Genomic DNA, 18452 nt, shown 5'->3' on the forward strand with positions numbered 1-18452 from the left:
GCCCGCCCGCTATAGGCTGTTGCGAGTTATCCACGGGTGCCGTTCGCTGGCCCCGCGACCAGGCGATGCATTGCAACCCGCCGGAAAGGCTCCATCTTGGGCAATCCTCAGGAACCGTACCAGCCGGGAGAACCCGGTGACGCCCCGCAGCAGCAGTTTGTACCCGCACAGCAGGCGCGGGTGCGCAGCGGACAGGCCTACGGGGCTCCCGCCGGTGCTTACCAAAATCCCGCCAGCGCTTACCGAAATCCCGCCAGCGCCAACGAGGCTCCCGCCGGCGCTAACCGGGGTCCCGCCGCCGGATACCCGGAAGCCACTCCCTTCGGCCTGCCGGGCCAGCAGCCTCCGGCTAAGGGCCGGCGCAGGCTCTGGGTCATCCTTGGCAGCATCGGCGGTGTCCTGCTGCTCGTGATCCTGGGGATCGTCATCCTGGTGAACGTGGTGGGCAGCGCCACCAACCAGGCACGGGGCCTTGCCGACGGTTTCACCCAACTGGTCATCGAAGGCGAAAATTCCAAAGCCTATGACGACTACCTCGACCCCGCCCTGCAGGAGCAGCTGTCCAAGGAAGCCTTCATCACCGGCGTCGAAAGCCTGGACATGAACGGCTCCTGCAAGCCGTCCTACAACGACCCCAAGGTGAGCACCGAAAATGGCGTCAAGGCCGCGGACGTGGCCGGCGTCATCACCTGTGACGGCAAGGAAGTGGATCTTGCCTACCGGTTCGAAGGCACGGACCAGCTGAAGATGACGAACATCAAACTCCGGCCCAAGGCTTAGCCCCAGGCAGGACCAGGAACACAAAAGAGCCTCCGCGCCCGTAGCGCAGAGGCTCTTTTTGTTGCCTGTGTAGAGGGGTCAGGTCCGGAAGCCCGCGCGTCCCGGGGTCAGTGGTTGACCGCTTTCTCGGCACCCACACCGGTGAGGGACCGGACCTCCATCTCGGCCTGCTTGGCGGTGTCTTCGCGCTTCTTGTCCAGGACGGTTCCGAGCCAGCCGAGCAGGAATGCCAGCGGGATGGACACAATGCCCGGGTTGCTGAGCGGGAACAGCGCGAAGTTGGCGTCCTTGATCATGGACGTCGCTCCGCCGGAAACCACCGGCGAGAAGATGATCAGCACGATCGCCGCACCCAGCCCGCCGTACATGCTCCACACCGCACCCTGCGTGGTGAACCTCCGCCAGAACAATGAGTAGATGATGGTGGGCAGGTTGGCCGAGGCGGCAACGGCGAAGGCCAGGGCCACCAGGAACGCCACGTTCTGCCCGTTGGCGAGGATGCCGCCCAGGATGGCGAGGATGCCGATGACCACCACGGTGCGCCGGGCCACCCTGACTTCAGTGTCGGCGTCGGCCTTGCCCTTGGCGATGACGTTGGCGTAGATGTCATGTGCGAAGGACGCCGCGGCGGTGATGGTCAGGCCGGCCACAACGGCGAGGATGGTAGCGAAGGCCACCGCCGAAATGAAGCCCAGCAGCAACGGGCCGCCCAGGTGGAAGGCCAGCAGGGGTGCCGCCGCATTCACGCCGCCCGGCGCGGTCTTGATGGTGTCCGCACCCACCAGCGCGGCCGCACCGTAGCCGAGCACCAGGGTGAAGAGGTAAAAGAGCCCGATCAGCCAGATGGACCACACCACGGACTTGCGGGCTTCCTTGGCCGTGGGGACCGTGTAGAAGCGCATCAGCACATGCGGCAGGGCAGCAGTGCCCAGGACCAGTGCCAGGCCCAGGGACATAAAGTCCAGCTTGGACGTCTCGGTCTTGCCGTACTGCAACCCGGGGTTCAGGACGGCCGGGTTGTTGGCCGTCTCCACCGCACCACCCAGCAGGGCCGAGAGGTTGAAGCCGTAAATGGCCAGGACCCAGAAGGTCATCACGGCCGCGCCCGCGATAAGCAGGATGGCTTTGATGATCTGCACCCACGTGGTGCCCTTCATGCCGCCGATGAGCACGTACATAATCATCAGGGCGCCGACGACGATGATCACCAATGCCTGTCCGCCCCAGTCGCTGATGCCCAGGAGCAGGGAGATCAAGCTTCCGGCGCCTGCCATTTGGGCCAGCAGGTAGAAGAAGCAGACGGCGAGGGTGGAGATGGCGGCGGCGATGCGGACCGGCCGCTGCTTGAGCCGGAAGGACAGGACGTCTGCCATGGTGAACTTGCCCGTGTTGCGCAGGAGTTCTGCAACCAGCAGCAGCGCCACCAGCCAGGCCACCAGGAAGCCGATGGAGTACATAAAACCGTCGTAGCCGTTGATGGCAATGGCGCCGGTGATACCCAGGAACGAGGCGGCCGAGAGGTAGTCCCCCGCGATGGCGGTTCCGTTCTGGGAGCCGGTGAAGGAGCGGCCGGCCGCGTAGTAGTCAGCTGCCGTCTTGTTGTTGCGGCTGGCGCGGAACACAATCACCATGGTCACGGCGACGAACAGGCCGAAAATGCCCATGTTCAGCAGGGTGGTGTCCTTCAGTGCGGCGACATCAACCGCTGCAAGTACGTTGATCATTTGTTGGCTCCTCCCACTCGCTTGCCGTGCTTATCGAATTCGTGACCCTCGATTTCGTCCCGGATCTCCTTGGCGATGGGGTCAAGGCGTTTGTTGGAGTAGTGGACATACCAGCCGGTGATGGCAAACGTGGATACGAACTGGAGCAGGCCGAAGATCAGGCCGATGTTGATGTTGCCCCAGACCTTGGTGGACATAAAGCCCACGGCGTAGTCCGCCAGCAGGACGTAGGCGAAATACCACAGCAGGAATGCCACTGCCATGGGGAAGACAAAGCTGCGGTGACGCTTGCGCAGTTCCTGGAACTGCCCGGTCGACTGGACCTGTTCAAAGTCCACGGACGCCGCTGCGTCCGGAGTGTGGGCCTCGTTACCCATCGTTCCTCCTCATTGAGACTTGCCTTGACACACCCCATCCCGGACAGGGAAACCACAAGTGTGACTGCAATCACTTTGCTTTCCGGAATGCACCAGACGCCATACCTGGCCCCGCCGGCGTCGCTCAACGGTCGGGATGCTGCGACAAACGGCACCCGCCGCTACGCTGGGCACCATGCTGGACTCCCCCCTCCTGACCGCCGCGGCGGTGGCCGTCATCGTCATGGCTGTGGCCGTCGTCGTCGGCGTGGGGCTCAAGGTGCTCCGCTCCTTCCGGGACCTGGGCACCGACGCGGAGCGGGCCACGTACCACACCCTGCATGCGGCCTCCCAGGCGGGGCAGCACCTGCGCCGCGGCCTGAACCCGGCCGGTGCGGCCAAAGCCAGCCGGCACCTGCGGACACTGCTGGGCTGCGAGGCCCTGGCCATCACTGACACCACCGGGGTCCTGGCATGGGATGGCGCAGCCGAGGAACTGAAGCCGCACGTGATGCGCCTCGCGGAAGGGGTGCTGGCCGGCGGCCGGACGGTGGTGTTGCCCGCCGGGAGCCCCACGTCGGCGGACGGCGGCCCGAAGGACGCGACGGGTGGTCCGCTGGCTGCGGTGATTGCGCCGGTGCGCGCGGGAACGCGCGTGGTGGGCGCAGTGGCGGCTTTCGCGCCCTCGGCGGGTGCTGGACTGGTCCGGGCCACCAGCGAGGTGGCCGACTGGGTGGCCGTCCAGGTGGAGCTCGCCGAACTGGACGCATCCCGTACCCTGCTCATGGAAGCCGAGGTCCGGGCGTTGCGCGCCCAGATCAGTCCACACTTCATCTACAACTCGTTGAACGCCATCGCGTCGTTCATCAATACCGACCCCGCCCGCGCCCGGGAACTGGTGGTGGAGTTCGCCGACTTCACCCGCTACTCCTTCCGGCGCCACGGCGACTTCACCACCCTCGCGGAGGAACTCCGCTGCATCGACCGCTACCTGCTCCTGGAACGTGCCAGGTTCGGCGAGCGCGTGCAGGTCAGCCTGCGGGTGGCACCGGAGGTCCTGAGCACTGTCATCCCCTTCCTCAGCCTGCAGCCGCTCGTGGAGAACGCGGTGCGGCACGGGCTGGAGGCCAAGGAGGGCCCGGGACACATCAGCATCACTGCAAACGACGCCGGGGCGTTCGCCGAGGTGACGATCGAGGACGACGGCGTGGGCATGGACCCCGCGCAGCTCCAGACGATGCTGGCAGGCCATACCGACGGCGACCATGTGGGGCTGCACAACGTGGATGCCCGGCTCCGCCAGGTTTACGGCAACGAGCACGGCCTGGTTATCGAGACCGCACCCGGGGAGGGAACGATGATCACCATGCGCGTGCCCAAGTCCCAGCCCGGCCACGACGCCTGAATCAACCGGTGGAGCCGCGGGAGCTAACCTAGGAAGATGATTAACGTCCTCGTCGTCGATGATGAGCTTCCCGCCGTCGAGGAACTGGCGTTCCTGCTGGGCCGGGACGACCGTATTGGCACCGTCCAGCGGGCCACCTCCGGCAGCGAGGCCCTCCGGGCGCTGGCCACGGGCCAGATTGACGCTGTTTTCCTGGACATCCATATGCCGGCAGTGTCCGGCCTGGATATTGCCCGCGCCATCAGCGGCAGCAGGAATCCCCCGGCGGTGGTGTTTGTCACCGCGGACGAGGACCATGCGCTGAAGGCCTTCGAACTCGCCGCCGTGGACTACCTGCTCAAGCCGGTCCGTGCCGAACGGCTGGCACGGTCAGTGGGGCGGATCAGTGAACTGCGCGACGGCGGAACGGCGCCGGAGATGATCACGGTGGACCAGGGCGGGACCACCAGGATGATCCGCCGCGATGATGTCACGTACGTCCAGGCGCAGGGTGACTACGCGCGGCTTCACACGGCTGATGCAAGCTACCTGATCAGGGTTCCGCTGGCCGATCTTGAGCAGCAGTGGGCCGATGCAGGGTTTATCCGGACCCACCGCTCCTACCTCGTCGCCCTGAAGCATGTGACCTCCATGAAGCTGGCAGCAGACGGGCCCAGGGTTACCGTGGCGGGGGCCGGACTGCCCATTAGCCGCCGCCACCTGCCAACGGTCCGGGAGAAGCTGGGTGCCACTCGGATCAGGCCGCACGCATGACCCGGGTCCGTGTAACTGCTCCGCGTTCCGCCGCCCTGCCCGCCAGGGAAACCCGGGAAGCTGCGCAGGACTCCGAGGTAGGGCAGGTGTTCGTCAGGTCCCTGATCAGGTCTCAGCTGCGGCTCGCCCTGGTGGTGGCCGGCGGGTTCCTGCTGATCCTGGGCGCCTTCCCGCTGCTGCTCGCCGTGGCGCCGGGGCTGTCGGAGACCCGGATCGCGGGGATCCCCTTCGACTGGCTACTCCTGGGCGCGGGCATCTACCCCCTCATCGGGCTCAGTGCCTGGTTGTACGTCCGGACTGCAGCCCGTAACGAAGCACGGTACCGGGACCTGGCCGGCGACCAGTGAACGGGGAACCGGTAATGCGCAGTGAGTCTGGGCAGGGAACCATCAAGCAGGGACCAGTGACGGCAGCATGAATCCAGGCGTGGCCATCGCCGCGCTCGTAGTGGTCTCCGTGGCCACGGCGGTGATCGGCTTCTACGGCCTGCGGATCTCCCGCACCACAGGCGATTTCTACGTCGCCTCCCGGACCGTCCGGCCCTGGTGGAATGCCTCGGCGATCGGCGGCGAATACCTCTCCGCCGCAAGCTTCCTGGGCGTTGCCGGGCTCATCCTGCTCTCCGGAACGGACGCATTGTGGTTTCCTGTGGGCTACACCGCCGGATACCTGATGCTGCTGCTGTTTGTTGCTGCGCCGCTGCGCCGGTCCGGGGCTTACACCATTCCGGACTTCACAGAAGCCAGGCTCGACTCACGGATTGTCCGGAAGGTCACCAGCCTTGTGGTGGTAGTGGTGGGCTGGCTCTACATTGTGCCGCAGCTCCACGGCGCCGCCCTGACCATCCGGATCACCACCGGTTTGCCTTCCTGGGTCGGATCGGTGGCGGTGGTGATCGTGGTGTGCCTGACGGTAGTGGCCGGCGGCATGCGTTCCATCACCTTCGTGCAGGCTTTCCAGTACTGGCTCAAGCTCACCGCCTTGGCCGTCCCCATCCTGTTTATTGTTATTGTGCTGGCCGGCACGGGAACACCGGCACTTTCCGCTCCCGCGGTAAACCCCACCAGCCTGCCCCCTGCCGGCGCCTACCAGAACGTTTCGCTGCTGGTGGCCCTGCTCTTCGGCACCCTGGGTTTGCCGCACGTCCTGGTCCGCTTCTACACGAACCCGGACGGGCAGTCGGCCCGGCGCACCACGGTGATTGTCCTTGGCCTGTTGTCGGTGTTCTACCTCTTTCCCACCGCGTACGGACTCGTGGCCAGGATGTTTGCCCCCGGCCTGGCCCGCGCCAACCAGGCCGACGCCCTGGTCCTGCTCCTGCCAGGCGAACTGGTGGGCGGTACCGCCGGAGACCTGCTCTCGGCCCTGGTGGTGGCCGGCGCCTTTGCCGCTTTCCTGTCCACTACCTCCGGCCTGGTGGTGTCGCTGGCCGGCGTCATCAGCCAGGACGTCCTGGGCGGCGAAGTGGGCGGTTTCCGGCTCGCAGCGGTGATCTCCGCAGTGGTGCCCCTGGGCTTCGCCTTTATGACCGATTCGATGGCCCTTGCCGGCAGCGTCGGCCTGGTTTTTGCGTTCACCGCCTCAACGGTGTGCCCGGTGCTCCTGCTGGGGATCTGGTGGCGGGGGCTTACCGACGCCGGCGCGATCGCCGGGATGGTGACGGGCGGATTTCTGTGCGGCGGGGCGATGATTGCCGGTGCCCTGGTGGGAGCTGCAAACCTTGCGCCCTGGCTGGCGCAGCCGGCGGCGTGGACCGTGCCCACGGCCTTCGCGGTGATGCTGGTCGTCTCGCACGCCACTGCGCACAGAATCCCCGCAACAATGGCCCGTGTTATGACGCGGCTGCACACCCCGGAAAGGCCTCTGGTCACGGAACGTTGATTCCGCCGTCGGCCGCCCGTACATTTCCCAACGCTCCTTTTCCTCGCGCTGATGCCAGTGATGGGAGAGAATTGCGCCATGTCCATCGAGGGCGAAAGCCCGTCCGGCGCACCGGCCGAAATCCCCCCGTCCGTGCGGGCGCAGCTGCTGGCCACTGAGCATTGGGGCCTGCTTGCCTCCCGCAGCACCACCCAGAGCGAGGTACTGACCCGGATCAGCATGTTCCTCACCTTTACCTCCGCCAGTGTGGTGAGCGTGGCGCTGGTCGGCCAGGCCACACGGTTCTCGGAAGCCTTCGTGATGCTTGCCGTGATTGTGCTCTGCATCGACGTGGCCATGGGGCTCCTCACCCAGGTCCGTGTGCTGAACGTGGCCCAGGAGGACCTGATGTACGTGACGGCGATGAACCGGCTGCGCGCGGCCTATGTGGACCTGGATCCCGGGGTGGCGCCCTATCTGATGGCTGCGTACCACGATGACCAGGCCGGCTCCGCGCGGACCTATTTCTTTTTCGGCAACCGCAGCGATCTGAGCCACGTTGCCGGCAGCAGCATGGTTTTTATGAGCGCGGCAAACGCTGCGCTCATCGCCATCCTCTCGGGCCTGCTGCTGACGCTAGTAGGGGCAGGGACGACGGCGGCGGTCATCGCAGGTGCCGTCTGCGGCTTCGCTTTCCTGGCTGGTTCGGCCTACCACGGCTACCGGACCTACGCTGGAATCTGGCAGAGGTACGCGCCGCTCTCTCCCACGCCCCCGGATGAGGGCTGAACGCGTCAGTCGATGGCCGCCATCAGTTCAACTACCCGGTCCAGGAATGCGTCCACCTGGGTTTCCTCGTAGCCATCCTTGCCTGCCGCGGGACGGAAAACTGCCCGGCGGACGTTGTCGACGCTGAGCGGCTTGTCCTGTTCAAGGTAGGCGATGAGCTCATGGCACAGCCGGTCCACATCGGTAGTGTTGTAGCTGCGGGCCTTCTTCTTGGCAGGCCTGCGGAACCGCTCACCGTCAGGGCGGTGCAGGCGGCCGCGAAGGATTCCGGACAGATTTCCGATTTCGCGCAGCCACGCTTCCTCGCCCTGCGCCGCAATCAGCTCGTCCCGCTCGCGCCGGGCAAAGGCGTCCTCCAGGCGGTCCAGGGCCGCGTCCACAACTGCGGCGGAATAACCGCCCTTCACCGGATCAAAGGAGACCGCGCGGACATCCGAGCTGTTGATGGGATGCGCCGCCTCCTCCGGGGTCTCGAGGGAAACCCGTGCCCGCTGGAGGAACTGGTCCACCTGCTTGGCGTTGTAGCCATATTCGCTGCGCTGCACGCGCTCAAAGGACGCAGGGATCTGCCGATGAATGTCCAATGCCACTGTGATTCCTTCAATGCTCTTCCGCCGTATCGCTTCTGCCCCAGTCTAGGGGCGGCCGGATCCGGCAAGGGTTTGTGTCAGGCTAAGCCCGCGTCAGGCTCCGGCGACCAGCCCGTACAGGATAAACACCACCGGGGAGGCGAAGACGATCGAGTCGAGCCGGTCCATCACGCCGCCGTGTCCGGGCAGGATGCTGCTCATGTCCTTGACGCCGAGTTCGCGTTTGACCATGGATTCAGCGAGGTCGCCGGCGGTGGATGCCGCTACGGTTCCTACCGCCAGGGTGATGCCCACCCACCAGGGCTTATCCAGCACAAAGAGGCAGGCAAGGACGCCGATCAGCATGGCACCGGCGATTGAACCGGCGAATCCTTCCCAGGACTTCTTCGGGCTGATCTTCGGGGCCATCGGATGCTTTCCCAGGGAGGCTCCCACCAGGTACCCGAAGGTGTCGTTGGATACCACCAGCAGCAGCATCACCGCCACCTGCCATGCGCCGTCCGGAATGGTACCGCCCGGCCAGAGACCCAGCGGCGTGGCGCCTCCTGCGGCGTGCAGCGGAAGCGCGGCGAAACTGATAAAAAACGGCACCCAGCCCAGGGTGAACACACCGGCGAAGATGCTGTTGGCGGAGCCCGCAGCGCTCTCCACCGACCGCCACAGCAGGACGGCCACCGAGCTGAGCAGCATGGCGAAGAGCAGGCTCTCGATGCCGCCAAGGTAGGCGCAGAACGGCATGGCCACCGCGCCCGTTATCACTGGAATGATCGGCATCCGGGTGCCGTTCGCTTCCAATGCCCGGTAGATTTCCCAGACACCGAAGACAGCAAACGTGGTGGTCACCGCCACAAACCCAAGCGGGAGGAACAGCAGGCCGCCCAGCACCGCGAACAGCATGGCCAGGCCCACCACCACCGCGGCCGGCAGGTTACGCCCGGCCTTTGGTGTTGGATTGCTCCTGGGCTGCTTCCCCCGTGTGCGCGCCCGTTGTGCCGGGGCCTGTTCTGCCTGGCCCATCAGACTTCGAGCAGCTCTGCTTCCTTGCGCTTGAGCAGCTCGTCGATGCCGTCCACGTGGGCCTTGGTGATGCCGTCCAGTTCCTTTTCGGCGCGGGTGCCCTCGTCCTCGCCGGCCTCCCCGTCCTTGACCAGGCGGTCCAGGGTTTCCTTGGCCTTGCGGCGGATGTTGCGGATGGAGATCTTGGCGTCCTCGCCCTTGGTCTTGACGATCTTGACGTATTCCTTGCGGCGTTCCTTGGTCAGTTCCGGAATGGTGATCCGGATGACGTTGCCGTCGTTGGACGGGTTGGCGCCCACCTCGGAGTCGCTCAGGGCGCGTTCGATGTCGCGCAGTGCCGTCTTGTCGAACGGGGTGATGAGGATCGTGCGTGCGTCCGGGATAGCAAAGGAGGCGAGCTGCTGCAGCGGTGTGGGGGAACCGTAGTAGTCCACCAGGACCTTGTTGTAGAGCCCCGGGTTGGCCCGGCCGGTGCGGATGGAAGCGAAGTCTTCCTTGGCTACCTCAACGGCCTTGTCCATCTTGTCTTCGGCTTCGAGCAAGGTTTCTTCTATCACGGTCTCTCCTGACGGTTCTGGTGCAGTCCGGGGCGCCGGCTCCGTGCACGTGGTTCTCGGTTGCTGCTTTCCGCCCCCGGTCCCGAAAGACGGGGGCGGAACTGTCCTGAAAACATCCTAGCCGTAGCTAGGCGCTGACCAGCGTGCCGAGCTTTTCACCCAGGATGGCACGGGTGACATTGCCCTCACCCTCCATGCCAAAGACCACCATGGAGAGGTTGTTGTCCTTGCACATGGTCATGGCGGTCTGGTCCATCACACGGATGTCGCGCCGCAGGGCGTCGTCGTAGCTGAGCGTTTCGAGCCGCTCTGCTGAGGGGTCCTTCTTGGGATCGGCCGTGTACACGGCGTCCACGCCGCTCTTGGCCATCAGGACCACGTCTGCATGGACTTCGAGAGCGCGCTGGGCAGCAACAGTATCGGTGGAGAAGTAAGGGAGCCCGGCGCCTGCACCGAAGATGACCACACGGCCCTTTTCCATGTGCCGGATAGCGCGGCGGGGAATGTACGCTTCAGCCACCTGGCCCATGGTGATGGCGCTCTGGACGCGGGTTTCGACACCGGCCTGCTCCAGGAAGTCCTGCAGTGCCAGGCAGTTCATCACCGTTCCCAGCATGCCCATGTAGTCGGCCCGGGAACGGTCCATGCCGCTCTGGGACAGCTCGGCGCCGCGGAAGAAGTTGCCGCCGCCCACCACGATGGCCACTTCCACCTCGGGAACTGCGGCAGCGATCTGCTTGGCGACGTCGCGGACTGTCTCCGGGTCAACGCCCAGCTTCCCGCCGCCGAAAACCTCGCCGGAGAGCTTCAGGAGGACTCGGCGTCGACTTTTCTCTGGCTGCAATACAGTGTTGACGGCTTCCATGATGCCTTCCGGTTGGGGGGTCTGAAAAAAGATTATCCTGCTTGGGCCGATGCTCGGAACTGGCCCGTTGCATGCAAAAGGGGCGGCCACCGAAGTGGCCACCCCCTTGCAGTACCGGCTAGGAGCCGACGCGGAAACGCGTGAACGCGGTTCCCTTGACACCGGCCTCTTCGAGGACCTGCGCCACGGACTTCTTGGCGTCCTTGGCGAATGCCTGGTCAACCAGCACTTCACCCTTGTAGAAGCCGGTCACGCGGCCTTCCACAATCTTGGTGAGTGCAGCTTCGGGCTTGCCCTCGGCCTTTGCGGTCTCTTCGGCGATGCGGCGCTCGGACTCAACCAGCTCGGACGGAACGTCCTCGCGGGTCAGGTAGTTCGGGGCCATGGCAGCGATGTGGACTGCAACGTCGTGGGCGGCCGTGGAAGCGGCTTCGCCTTCACCGTCAACGGCGAACAGCACGCCAACCTGGGCCGGGAGGTCCTTGGAGGTCTTGTGCAGGTAGGCGTCAACCGTTGCACCCTCAACGCGGGAGATGCGGCGGACAACAACCTTTTCGCCCAGGACAGCGCCTTCTTCGACGACGACCTCGGAGAGCGGCTTGCCGTCAACTTCGGTGGCCAGCAGGCTCTCGAGATCGGCTGCGCCGGACTCGACGGCAACGGCCAGGACCTTGTCAGCCAGCTGGATGAACTTGTCAGCCTTGGCCACGAAGTCGGTCTCGCAGTTGACTTCGATCATCACGCCGACGCCGTTGCTGACCTTTGCGGCCACCAGGCCTTCAGCAGTGGAGCGGCCCTCGCGCTTGGTAGCGCCCTTGAGGCCCTTGATGCGGATGATTTCGATGGCCTTCTCGGCGTCACCGTTGGCTTCGTCAAGAGCCTTCTTGACGTCCATCATGCCGGCGCCGGTGCGCTCGCGCAGGGCCTTGATGTCCGCGGCAGTGTAGTTCGCCATGTGAACCCCTCTGTCTAGAAATGTGTTGTGGTGTACGGACCGACAGGACGGCAGCCCACGAAAGTGGGCCGCCATCCTGTCAGCTGCTCCGGCGCCGCAGGCGGCACCGGGAAATCCGGATGTACTTGTGTTACTTGGCGTCTTCAGCCGGAGCTTCGGCAGCCGGAGCTGCCTCTTCGGCGGGAGCCTCGGCAGGAGCCGGGGCTTCCTCAGCAGCGGGAGCGGCAGCCTCTTCAGCCTTGCTGCCTTCGAGGAGTTCACGCTCCCACTCAGCCAGCGGCTCTTCCGGAGCTTCGGTGGTGCCCGTGCCGCGGTTGTTGCGGGCGATGAGGCCCTCGGCAACGGCGTCGGCAACAACGCGGGTCAGGAGGTTCACGGAGCGGATGGCGTCGTCGTTGCCCGGGATCGGGAAGTCGACCTCGTCCGGATCGCAGTTGGTGTCCAGGATGGCCACAACCGGGATGTTCAGCTTCTTGGCCTCATCAACGGCGAGGTGTTCCTTCTTGGTGTCCACGATCCAGAGCACGGAGGGTGCCTTGGTCAGGTTGCGGATACCGCCGAGGTTGGACTCGAGCTTGGTGAGTTCACGCTTGAGGAGCAGGAGCTCCTTCTTGGTGTAAGCGGAGCCGGCAACGTCGTCGAAGTCGATCTCTTCGAGTTCCTTCATGCGCTGGATGCGCTTGGCGACGGTCTGGAAGTTGGTCAGCATACCGCCGAGCCAACGCTGGTTCACGTACGGCTGGCCCACGCGGGTTGCCTGCTCGGCGATTGCTTCCTGGGCCTGCTTCTTGGTACCGACGAAGAGGACGGTGCCGCCGTGGGCAACGGTGGCCTTTACGAACTCGTAGGCGCGGTCGATGTAGGACAGCGACTGCTGCAGGTCAATGATGTAGATGCCGTTGCGCTCGGTGAAGATGAAGCGCTTCATCTTCGGGTTCCAACGGCGGGTCTGGTGTCCAAAGTGGACGCCGCTGTCAAGCAGCTGGCGCATAGTTACGACGGGCATGCCGACGCTCCTTCCGGCAGGTCATTCATGAGAAACCCCTGGGGCTTCTTACCCTGCCAATAGTTGACGGTTGATTAGCCTGGCCCGGGCGGGCCGTGCTCCTGGCGTCCATCGGGCTTCCCATCAGGACCGTAGTCCTGACCGCAGGAAGTCCGATCCTCCGAAGAGGGCTGGACGCGCGTAGTCAGCCGCTGCTCCCCCACACTCCTGAATGAGATGTGCCGACGCAGGCCGGACAGGGGCATATACCGTAGGAAGAACCTTTGGGATAGACGCTGGACGGAAAGCGTTGAGGGCGCAGCAAACTGCTCCATCAAGTGTACTACAGGCCCCCGCACGCGGAGGACATGCAGAAAGGTTTGCACGACGGCGTCAACGTGCTTTTTCCACATAGGGGAACCTGGCCCTGCCGGCAGCTTTGCAACCCGCGCAGGCTGGATTCATGAAACCACCGGCACTGCTTGCGGCCCTGCTCCTGCTGCCCGCCTCCTTGGCCCCGGCCGGGGAAGTACTCGCGTTCGGCCCGGCATACTCTTTTGCAGCGCCCCAGACGGAAGTTTCCGCCACCGTCGAAGCGCCTTCATGGATGTGGCCGCTCACCCCGCGCCCGGACGTGCTGCGGGATTTTGATCCGCCGCCCAAACCCTGGCTCAGCGGTCACCGCGGCGTGGACCTGGGCGCGGTGTCCGACCGCGCAGAGGTCATCGCGCCGGCGGCAGGCACCGTCAGCTTCGTGGGCGTGGTGGTGGACCGGCCGGTGATCGCCATAGACCACGGCAACGGCCTGCGCAGCAGCTTCGAACCGGTGGACAGTACCTTGACCGCCGGCAGTGTGGTAGCCGCCGGGCAGGTGGTCGGGACGCTTGTGCCCGGCCACTGCGCTGCCGCGTCCTGTGTGCACTGGGGCGTCCGGCGCGGCGACGACTACGTCAATCCGCTGCAGTTCGTGATGGACTTGCGTCCGTCCATCCTGCTGCCGCTGGGCTAGCAGGCAGCAACAAGCACCAGCCGGAGGCCAGACGCCTGGCCCGGCGCCTGATCAGACGATGGCGGAAATTCCCGTGATCGCCCGGCCTGTCACCAGCGTGTTGATCTCGTGGGTTCCCTCGTAGGAGTAGATGGCTTCGGCGTCGGCGAAGATCTTTGCCATCTCAAAGTCAGTCACGATGCCGTTGCCACCCAGGATGTTCCGGCCGATGGCCACGCTTTCACGCATCCTGGCCGTGGTGAAGGCCTTCGCCAAGGCCGACTGCTCGTCCTTCGCCTCGCCCGCATCCTCAAGCTGGGAGAGCCGGACCATCATGCCCATGGAGCTGACGGCATTGCCCAGGATCTGTACAAGCTGGCTCTGGACCAGCTGGAAGGAGGCAAGGGGCCTGCCGAACTGGTGGCGCTCCACCGCGTACCGGCGCGCCACGTCGAAGGCTGCCAGCTGCTGGCCCACGGCCTGCCAGGCGACACCGAGGCGGGTGACTTTGAGGACTTTGTTGACGTCGCGGAAGCTGTTGGCGTGCGCCAGCTTGTAGAAGTCCGGTACCACCACGTTATCCAGGGTGATGTCGGCGTTCTGGACCGTCCGGAGGGCGATCTTGTTCTCGATCTTCGCCGCGCTGAAGCCCTCCAGCGAGGCGTCCACTAGGAAGCCTTTGACCCGGTTGTCTTCAACATCGCGGGCGTAGATCACCACCCAGTCGGAGAAGGTGGCGTTTCCAATCCAGCGCTTGGCGCCGTTGAGGATCCAGGAGTCCCCCTCGCGCTTGGCAGTGGTGCGCGTCCCGCCGGCCACGTCCGATCCGCCGAGCGGTTCGGTCAGACCGAAAGCCCCGATTTTCCGAAGCGAATATATGTCGGGAAGCCACGCGTCCTTTTGCTCCTGGGAGGCCAGGGCTTCGATGGAACCGGTAAAGAGTCCGTCGTGCACACCCATAAAGGTGGCGATGGAAGCGTCGGCCCGGGTCACCTCGGCGTGCATCAGGCCGGCGAAGAGGTTGGAGTGGCCTTGCCGTCGGACCGGGCTGACCAGGTCGATGTCGGCGAGCTTCGGAATCAGCTCCATGGGGAATTCGCCGCGGTTCCAGCAGTCCACGGCGATGGGCTTGACCTCGCGGGCCAGGAAGTCCCGGACCTCTGCCAGCCGGTCCTGCTCTTTTGCACTGAGCATCTGTTCGAAGGCATAGAAGTCGCCGTCGGCGTAGGGCAGGCCGAGGTTGGAATCGGACGTGGACATGGTTACCTCGCAAGTGATCAGCGGTGACCGGGGCTCGCGGAATGAGCACGGTATGTTACTGGTCAGTAACATACCGCATCTGCGGCTCTTACGAAAGGCCGGGATAGGACATGCTCCCTCCCCCAAACGCCCCATCACCCCCTGCTGTTTCAGTCGACCGCCCCATCACCCCCTGCTGGTTTCAGTCCAACGCCCCATCACCTCCTGCAGGTTTTGGAGCATGGCTCTATCACTTCGGGGATGGGGTTTCCTCGGTGGGACCCGGGCACGCGTCCGGGACCCACCGAGGGAAGATCCAAACACTGCTGGGGCGTTCGCCGGAATGTTGCGGGAGGTGATGGGGCGTTCCCCGGAATGTTGCGGGAGGTGATGGGGCGTCCCAGTTTTGACCTGTAACCGAAACGAAACTGCGGCCGGCAATGTGCGCCGGCCGCGGTTTCGCGTGTGTTGAAAGTAGGGCTACTCGGACTTGAACCGAGGACCTTAGGATTATGAGTCCCGCGCTCTAACCAGCTGAGCTATAGCCCCTTGCTGCCCCGAACCTCCCACAAACAGTGCGCGGCAGCAGGGCAAAAACACTCTAGCAAACCCCGGAAGGCGTTTAGACCACCTTGTCTTCGAATCCAGCGCCGCGGTAAAGGTCCTCGAAGGTCTGCAGGGTGCCTTGGATGCTGTGCGGTTCCACCATCTGCCGGCTGGCCTGTCCCATGGCAGCGCGCTGGTCTGCGGGCAGCTCCAGGACCAGGGTGATCTTTTTGGCCAGGTCATCGCTGTCGCCGGGAGCGAACAGGTATCCGTTTTCGCCATCGCGGACCAGGTGCGGCAGGGCCATGGCGTCTGCGAGTACAACCGGGGTGGAGGCTGACATCGCCTCCAGGGTGACCAGTGACTGAAGCTCAGCGGTGCCGGGCATGCAGAACAGGTCAGCCCGGATGTAGGCCTTCCGCAGCTCCTCGTCGCTGGCCAGGCCCAGGAACTTCACCCGGTCCCCCAGCCCGAGCCGCTGGACGAGGTTTTCGAGGTTCGACCGCACCTCGCCGCCGCCCACGATCTCCAGGTGCACCTTCAGCTCTGCGGGCGTCTTGCCGACGGCCTCGATCAGCACATCCACATGCTTTTCCTCCGCCAGGCGGCCCACGAACAACACAGTGGGGTGGGCGTGCGGTTCGATCTGTTCGCCGGGCTGCAGTTCGTAGGCGGCGGAGTCGATGCCGTTGGACAGCGGAAGGACTTTGCGCAGGAAGGCATGCTGGTGCATGGCTTTGGCCGCCAGCGGGGTGGGTGTGGTCACCACATCCGCCTGGCCCATGACCTTGCCCATGTCCTTCCAGGAGATGCGCCCGATGATGTTCTTGAACCACTGGGGAAAGGGAAGGAACGGGTTAAGGTTTTCCGGCATGAAGTGGTTGGTGGCAACGATGCGGATGCCGCGCCGGGCAGCCTCGTAGAGGACGTGCTCGCCGATCATGTAGTGGCTCTGGATATGGACCACATCGGGCTGGACGCGGTCGAAGAGGAGGCTGATTTCCTTCTTGATTTCCCAAGGGAAGCAGATCCGGAAGTACTCGTGGGTGGGGACGCCGTGCGAGCGGAGCCGGTGGACGGTCGCCTCCGAGCGGAACTCGGTGAAGCTCTTGCCGTTGTCCGCACGGCAGGCCAGCACGTGCACGTTGTGGCCGCGCCCGGACATTCCCTTCGCCAGGCGGTAGCCGAATTGGGCTGCGCCGTTGATATGCGGCGGGTAGGTGTCGGCGGCTATCAGGATGGTCAGGGGTTGCTGGTCTGGCGGGCGTGGTCACGTGGAGGGCTCCTGATGGTCACGGTGCGGACAGCGTGTACTGACAGCACGGCCGGCCGCGGCTGGCGCCGGGGCCTCGTGTATTTGCTGGGTGGAAGGGACTGGATGGACGGGAATGGCGGACAGGACTACGGGGACGGCTTGCCCTCGGCCCGCGGCGCGTCCTTCTTGCGCCTGGTGACCTCGGGGTGGTGCCTGGAAAGGGCAATTACCCCCACGATAGCAAGGGATGCGGCAGTTCCCATGGCAATGGCCATTACGGCGTGCACATCCGCACGGAGTTCGCCGAGGATGACGATCCCGATGGCGATCCCCACTAAGGGATCAATCACCGTGAGTCCTGCGATGACCAGGTCCGGCGGCCCAGAGGAGTAGGCGTTTTGGACAAACCATGACCCCAGTCCAGCTGCGGCGATGAGGGCAACCACTGAGTACCACTGCACGTTCAGCAGGAAGAGCCCGTTGGGATCGAGCAGGTGCTTGCCGATAATCCGGGTGAGTACGGCCACGAATCCAAAGAGTACCCCGGCGCCCAGTATGTAGACGAAGGCGTTTATCCGGTGCTTGAACATGACTGCCAAAGTGCCGAAGAGTCCGACGGCGAGGGCCAGCAGCAGCACGATCGTAAGTTCGTCCGCGAAGCTTACATGGTGGTTTTCCTGGGTGACGTTGACCGCGAGGATGACAAAGAGTGCCGAGCCTGCCACGCAGGCTGAGATGGCAACCACCGTTGCCCGGTTGATCGTTAGGTCCTGGTCCTTGGCATTGATGATGGTGGTGATGACGAGCGCGATGGCCCCGATGGGCTGGACGACGGTAAGTGGGGCAGAGACAAGGGCAACAGCGTTCATCGCCATTCCGGCGCCCAGCAGGAGGAGGCCGAACACCCAGCGCGGGTTCTTCAGCAGGCGGAGGAACCCGTTCGAGCTCAGGGCCAACCCCCCGGTGTCGGCCTTGACCGCACTCCCCTGGCGCTGCGCGCCCAAAGCCAGGCAGAACGCTCCCAGCACCGCAAGTACCACGGCGAGCCAGACCATCAGCCGGTCCCGCCGTCGTGATGCAGCCTTCTGCCCTTGCGCAGAATGGCCCAGAAATAGTTGTATGCGGCTATCCAGTGGCCGATCAGGCCCAGGCCCAGCACAATCCATGCTGCCACGAACAGTTCATCAGAGAATCCCGTATCCAGGCGCGAGAGGACCAGCAGCGGAGTGCCCAGAAGCAGCAGGCCGGTGCGGACCTTTCCCACAATGCTGACCGGAAGATCCGGGTGACCGCGGAAGAAGGACAGCGTCAGGGCCAGCAGTATGGCGTCCGGGACCACCAGTGCGGCAAGGTAGAGCCAGTGGACGACGCCGGCAATCACCAGCGTGACGGCGACGGCGATCAGAGCCAGGCGGTCGGCGATGGGATCCAGGACCCGTCCGAGCTTCGAGGCCTGGTCGAAGCGGCGGGCAACGTACCCGTCGATCCAGTCCGTGCCGGCCATAACCGCCAAAACCACCACGCCTGCGGCGTATTGCTTTTGGCCCAGGACGAGCCAAATGAACAGGGGCACGCCCATAAACCGCACAACGGTGAGCAGGTTGGGGATGGTGAAGACGCGGTCGTGGTCTACGTGGGGGCGGCCGGGACGGGAGCCGGCACCGATGAACTTCATCCCGTCCCCTTTCCTTCCTGCTGCCCTGCGGCGCGTACTGACGATTCGTGTCCCTGTTCACTGCCACGGTCTTTGTCTGGCCGGGCTGCCGGAGCAGGCTCAGTGTGGCCGGG

19 protein-coding genes and 1 tRNA gene are annotated in these 18452 nt (G+C 64.7%); 7 read left to right on the forward strand and 13 right to left on the reverse strand.

Features of this window, described 5'->3' with window-relative positions; all coding sequences use genetic code 11:
* The first annotated feature begins 96 nt into the window (after positions 1-96).
* A complete protein-coding gene (locus QF038_RS13505) occupies positions 97-780 on the forward strand; it encodes a hypothetical protein (RefSeq protein WP_307610595.1) in 684 nt (227 codons plus the stop codon).
* A gap of 107 nt (positions 781-887) precedes the next feature.
* Here the strand turns inward: QF038_RS13505 and QF038_RS13510 are convergent, their stop codons facing one another.
* Together QF038_RS13510 and QF038_RS13515 are read right to left on the reverse strand one after the other, a co-directional pair.
* Entirely contained in the window at positions 888-2504 is a 1617-nt protein-coding gene (locus tag QF038_RS13510; protein ID WP_307610596.1) for a cation acetate symporter, read from the reverse strand.
* Positions 2501-2881, reverse strand: coding sequence for a DUF485 domain-containing protein (locus QF038_RS13515; RefSeq protein ID WP_142062944.1), 381 nt, complete (start codon positions 2879-2881; stop codon positions 2501-2503). The genes QF038_RS13510 and QF038_RS13515 overlap by 4 nt, the downstream gene beginning before the upstream one ends.
* A 175-nt stretch (positions 2882-3056) precedes the next feature.
* Between QF038_RS13515 and QF038_RS13520 the strand changes: the two genes are divergently transcribed.
* The 5 genes from QF038_RS13520 to QF038_RS13540 all read left to right on the forward strand — a co-directional run bounded on the left by QF038_RS13520 (position 3057) and on the right by QF038_RS13540 (position 7667).
* Entirely contained in the window at positions 3057-4265 is a 1209-nt protein-coding gene (locus QF038_RS13520) for a sensor histidine kinase (RefSeq protein ID WP_307610597.1), read from the forward strand.
* A 36-nt stretch (positions 4266-4301) separates the two neighbouring features.
* Positions 4302-5018: a LytTR family DNA-binding domain-containing protein gene (locus QF038_RS13525; protein WP_307610598.1), complete on the forward strand. Its 717-nt coding sequence runs from the start codon at positions 4302-4304 to the stop codon at positions 5016-5018.
* On the forward strand, positions 5015-5365 hold the full coding sequence (locus tag QF038_RS13530) for a DUF485 domain-containing protein (protein ID WP_307610599.1): 351 nt from the start codon (positions 5015-5017) through the stop codon (positions 5363-5365). The genes QF038_RS13525 and QF038_RS13530 overlap by 4 nt, the downstream gene beginning before the upstream one ends.
* Before the next feature lie 67 nt (positions 5366-5432).
* On the forward strand, positions 5433-6899 hold the full coding sequence (locus QF038_RS13535; protein WP_307610600.1) for a cation acetate symporter: 1467 nt from the start codon (positions 5433-5435) through the stop codon (positions 6897-6899).
* A 78-nt stretch (positions 6900-6977) separates the two neighbouring features.
* Positions 6978-7667, forward strand: a complete 690-nt coding sequence (locus tag QF038_RS13540) for a hypothetical protein (RefSeq protein ID WP_307610601.1) — start codon at positions 6978-6980, stop codon at positions 7665-7667.
* Positions 7668-7672: 5 nt separating this feature from the next.
* Here QF038_RS13540 and QF038_RS13545 read toward each other — a convergent pair whose 3' ends face one another.
* The 6 genes from QF038_RS13545 to rpsB all read right to left on the reverse strand — a co-directional run bounded on the left by QF038_RS13545 (position 7673) and on the right by rpsB (position 12657).
* A complete protein-coding gene (locus QF038_RS13545; RefSeq protein ID WP_307610602.1) occupies positions 7673-8257 on the reverse strand; it encodes a DivIVA domain-containing protein in 585 nt (194 codons plus the stop codon).
* Between the two features lie 93 nt (positions 8258-8350).
* A complete protein-coding gene (locus QF038_RS13550; protein ID WP_307610603.1) occupies positions 8351-9274 on the reverse strand; it encodes a phosphatidate cytidylyltransferase in 924 nt (307 codons plus the stop codon).
* Positions 9274-9831, reverse strand: a complete 558-nt coding sequence (gene frr / locus QF038_RS13555; protein WP_091418226.1) for a ribosome recycling factor — start codon at positions 9829-9831, stop codon at positions 9274-9276. Before frr ends, QF038_RS13550 begins: the two co-directional genes overlap by 1 nt.
* Before the next feature lie 127 nt (positions 9832-9958).
* A complete protein-coding gene (gene pyrH / locus QF038_RS13560; RefSeq protein WP_307610604.1) occupies positions 9959-10696 on the reverse strand; it encodes a UMP kinase in 738 nt (245 codons plus the stop codon).
* Between the two features lie 118 nt (positions 10697-10814).
* Complete coding sequence (gene tsf / locus QF038_RS13565; protein ID WP_307610605.1) at positions 10815-11651, reverse strand: translation elongation factor Ts; 837 nt, start codon at positions 11649-11651, stop codon at positions 10815-10817.
* A 130-nt stretch (positions 11652-11781) separates the two neighbouring features.
* Positions 11782-12657: a 30S ribosomal protein S2 gene (gene rpsB / locus QF038_RS13570; protein ID WP_307610606.1), complete on the reverse strand. Its 876-nt coding sequence runs from the start codon at positions 12655-12657 to the stop codon at positions 11782-11784.
* A gap of 442 nt (positions 12658-13099) precedes the next feature.
* Between rpsB and QF038_RS13575 the strand changes: the two genes are divergently transcribed.
* Positions 13100-13645 (forward strand): M23 family metallopeptidase, encoded by a 546-nt coding sequence (locus QF038_RS13575; RefSeq protein ID WP_307610607.1) that lies wholly within the window; start codon positions 13100-13102, stop codon positions 13643-13645.
* A 51-nt stretch (positions 13646-13696) separates the two neighbouring features.
* Here QF038_RS13575 and QF038_RS13580 read toward each other — a convergent pair whose 3' ends face one another.
* The 5 genes from QF038_RS13580 to QF038_RS13600 form a co-directional block, all read right to left on the reverse strand.
* Complete coding sequence (locus tag QF038_RS13580; RefSeq protein WP_307610608.1) at positions 13697-14884, reverse strand: acyl-CoA dehydrogenase family protein; 1188 nt, start codon at positions 14882-14884, stop codon at positions 13697-13699.
* Positions 14885-15338: 454 nt separating this feature from the next.
* Positions 15339-15412, reverse strand: a tRNA-Ile gene (locus tag QF038_RS13585).
* Between the two features lie 73 nt (positions 15413-15485).
* A complete protein-coding gene (locus QF038_RS13590) occupies positions 15486-16655 on the reverse strand; it encodes a glycosyltransferase (RefSeq protein WP_307613479.1) in 1170 nt (389 codons plus the stop codon).
* A gap of 155 nt (positions 16656-16810) precedes the next feature.
* Positions 16811-17719: a DMT family transporter gene (locus QF038_RS13595; RefSeq protein ID WP_307610609.1), complete on the reverse strand. Its 909-nt coding sequence runs from the start codon at positions 17717-17719 to the stop codon at positions 16811-16813.
* Positions 17719-18339, reverse strand: a complete 621-nt coding sequence (locus QF038_RS13600) for a CDP-alcohol phosphatidyltransferase family protein (RefSeq protein WP_307610610.1) — start codon at positions 18337-18339, stop codon at positions 17719-17721. Before QF038_RS13600 ends, QF038_RS13595 begins: the two co-directional genes overlap by 1 nt.
* Positions 18340-18452 lie beyond the last annotated feature (113 nt).

Source organism: Pseudarthrobacter sp. W1I19, assembly GCF_030817835.1.
In the GTDB taxonomy this organism is placed as follows: domain Bacteria; phylum Actinomycetota; class Actinomycetes; order Actinomycetales; family Micrococcaceae; genus Arthrobacter.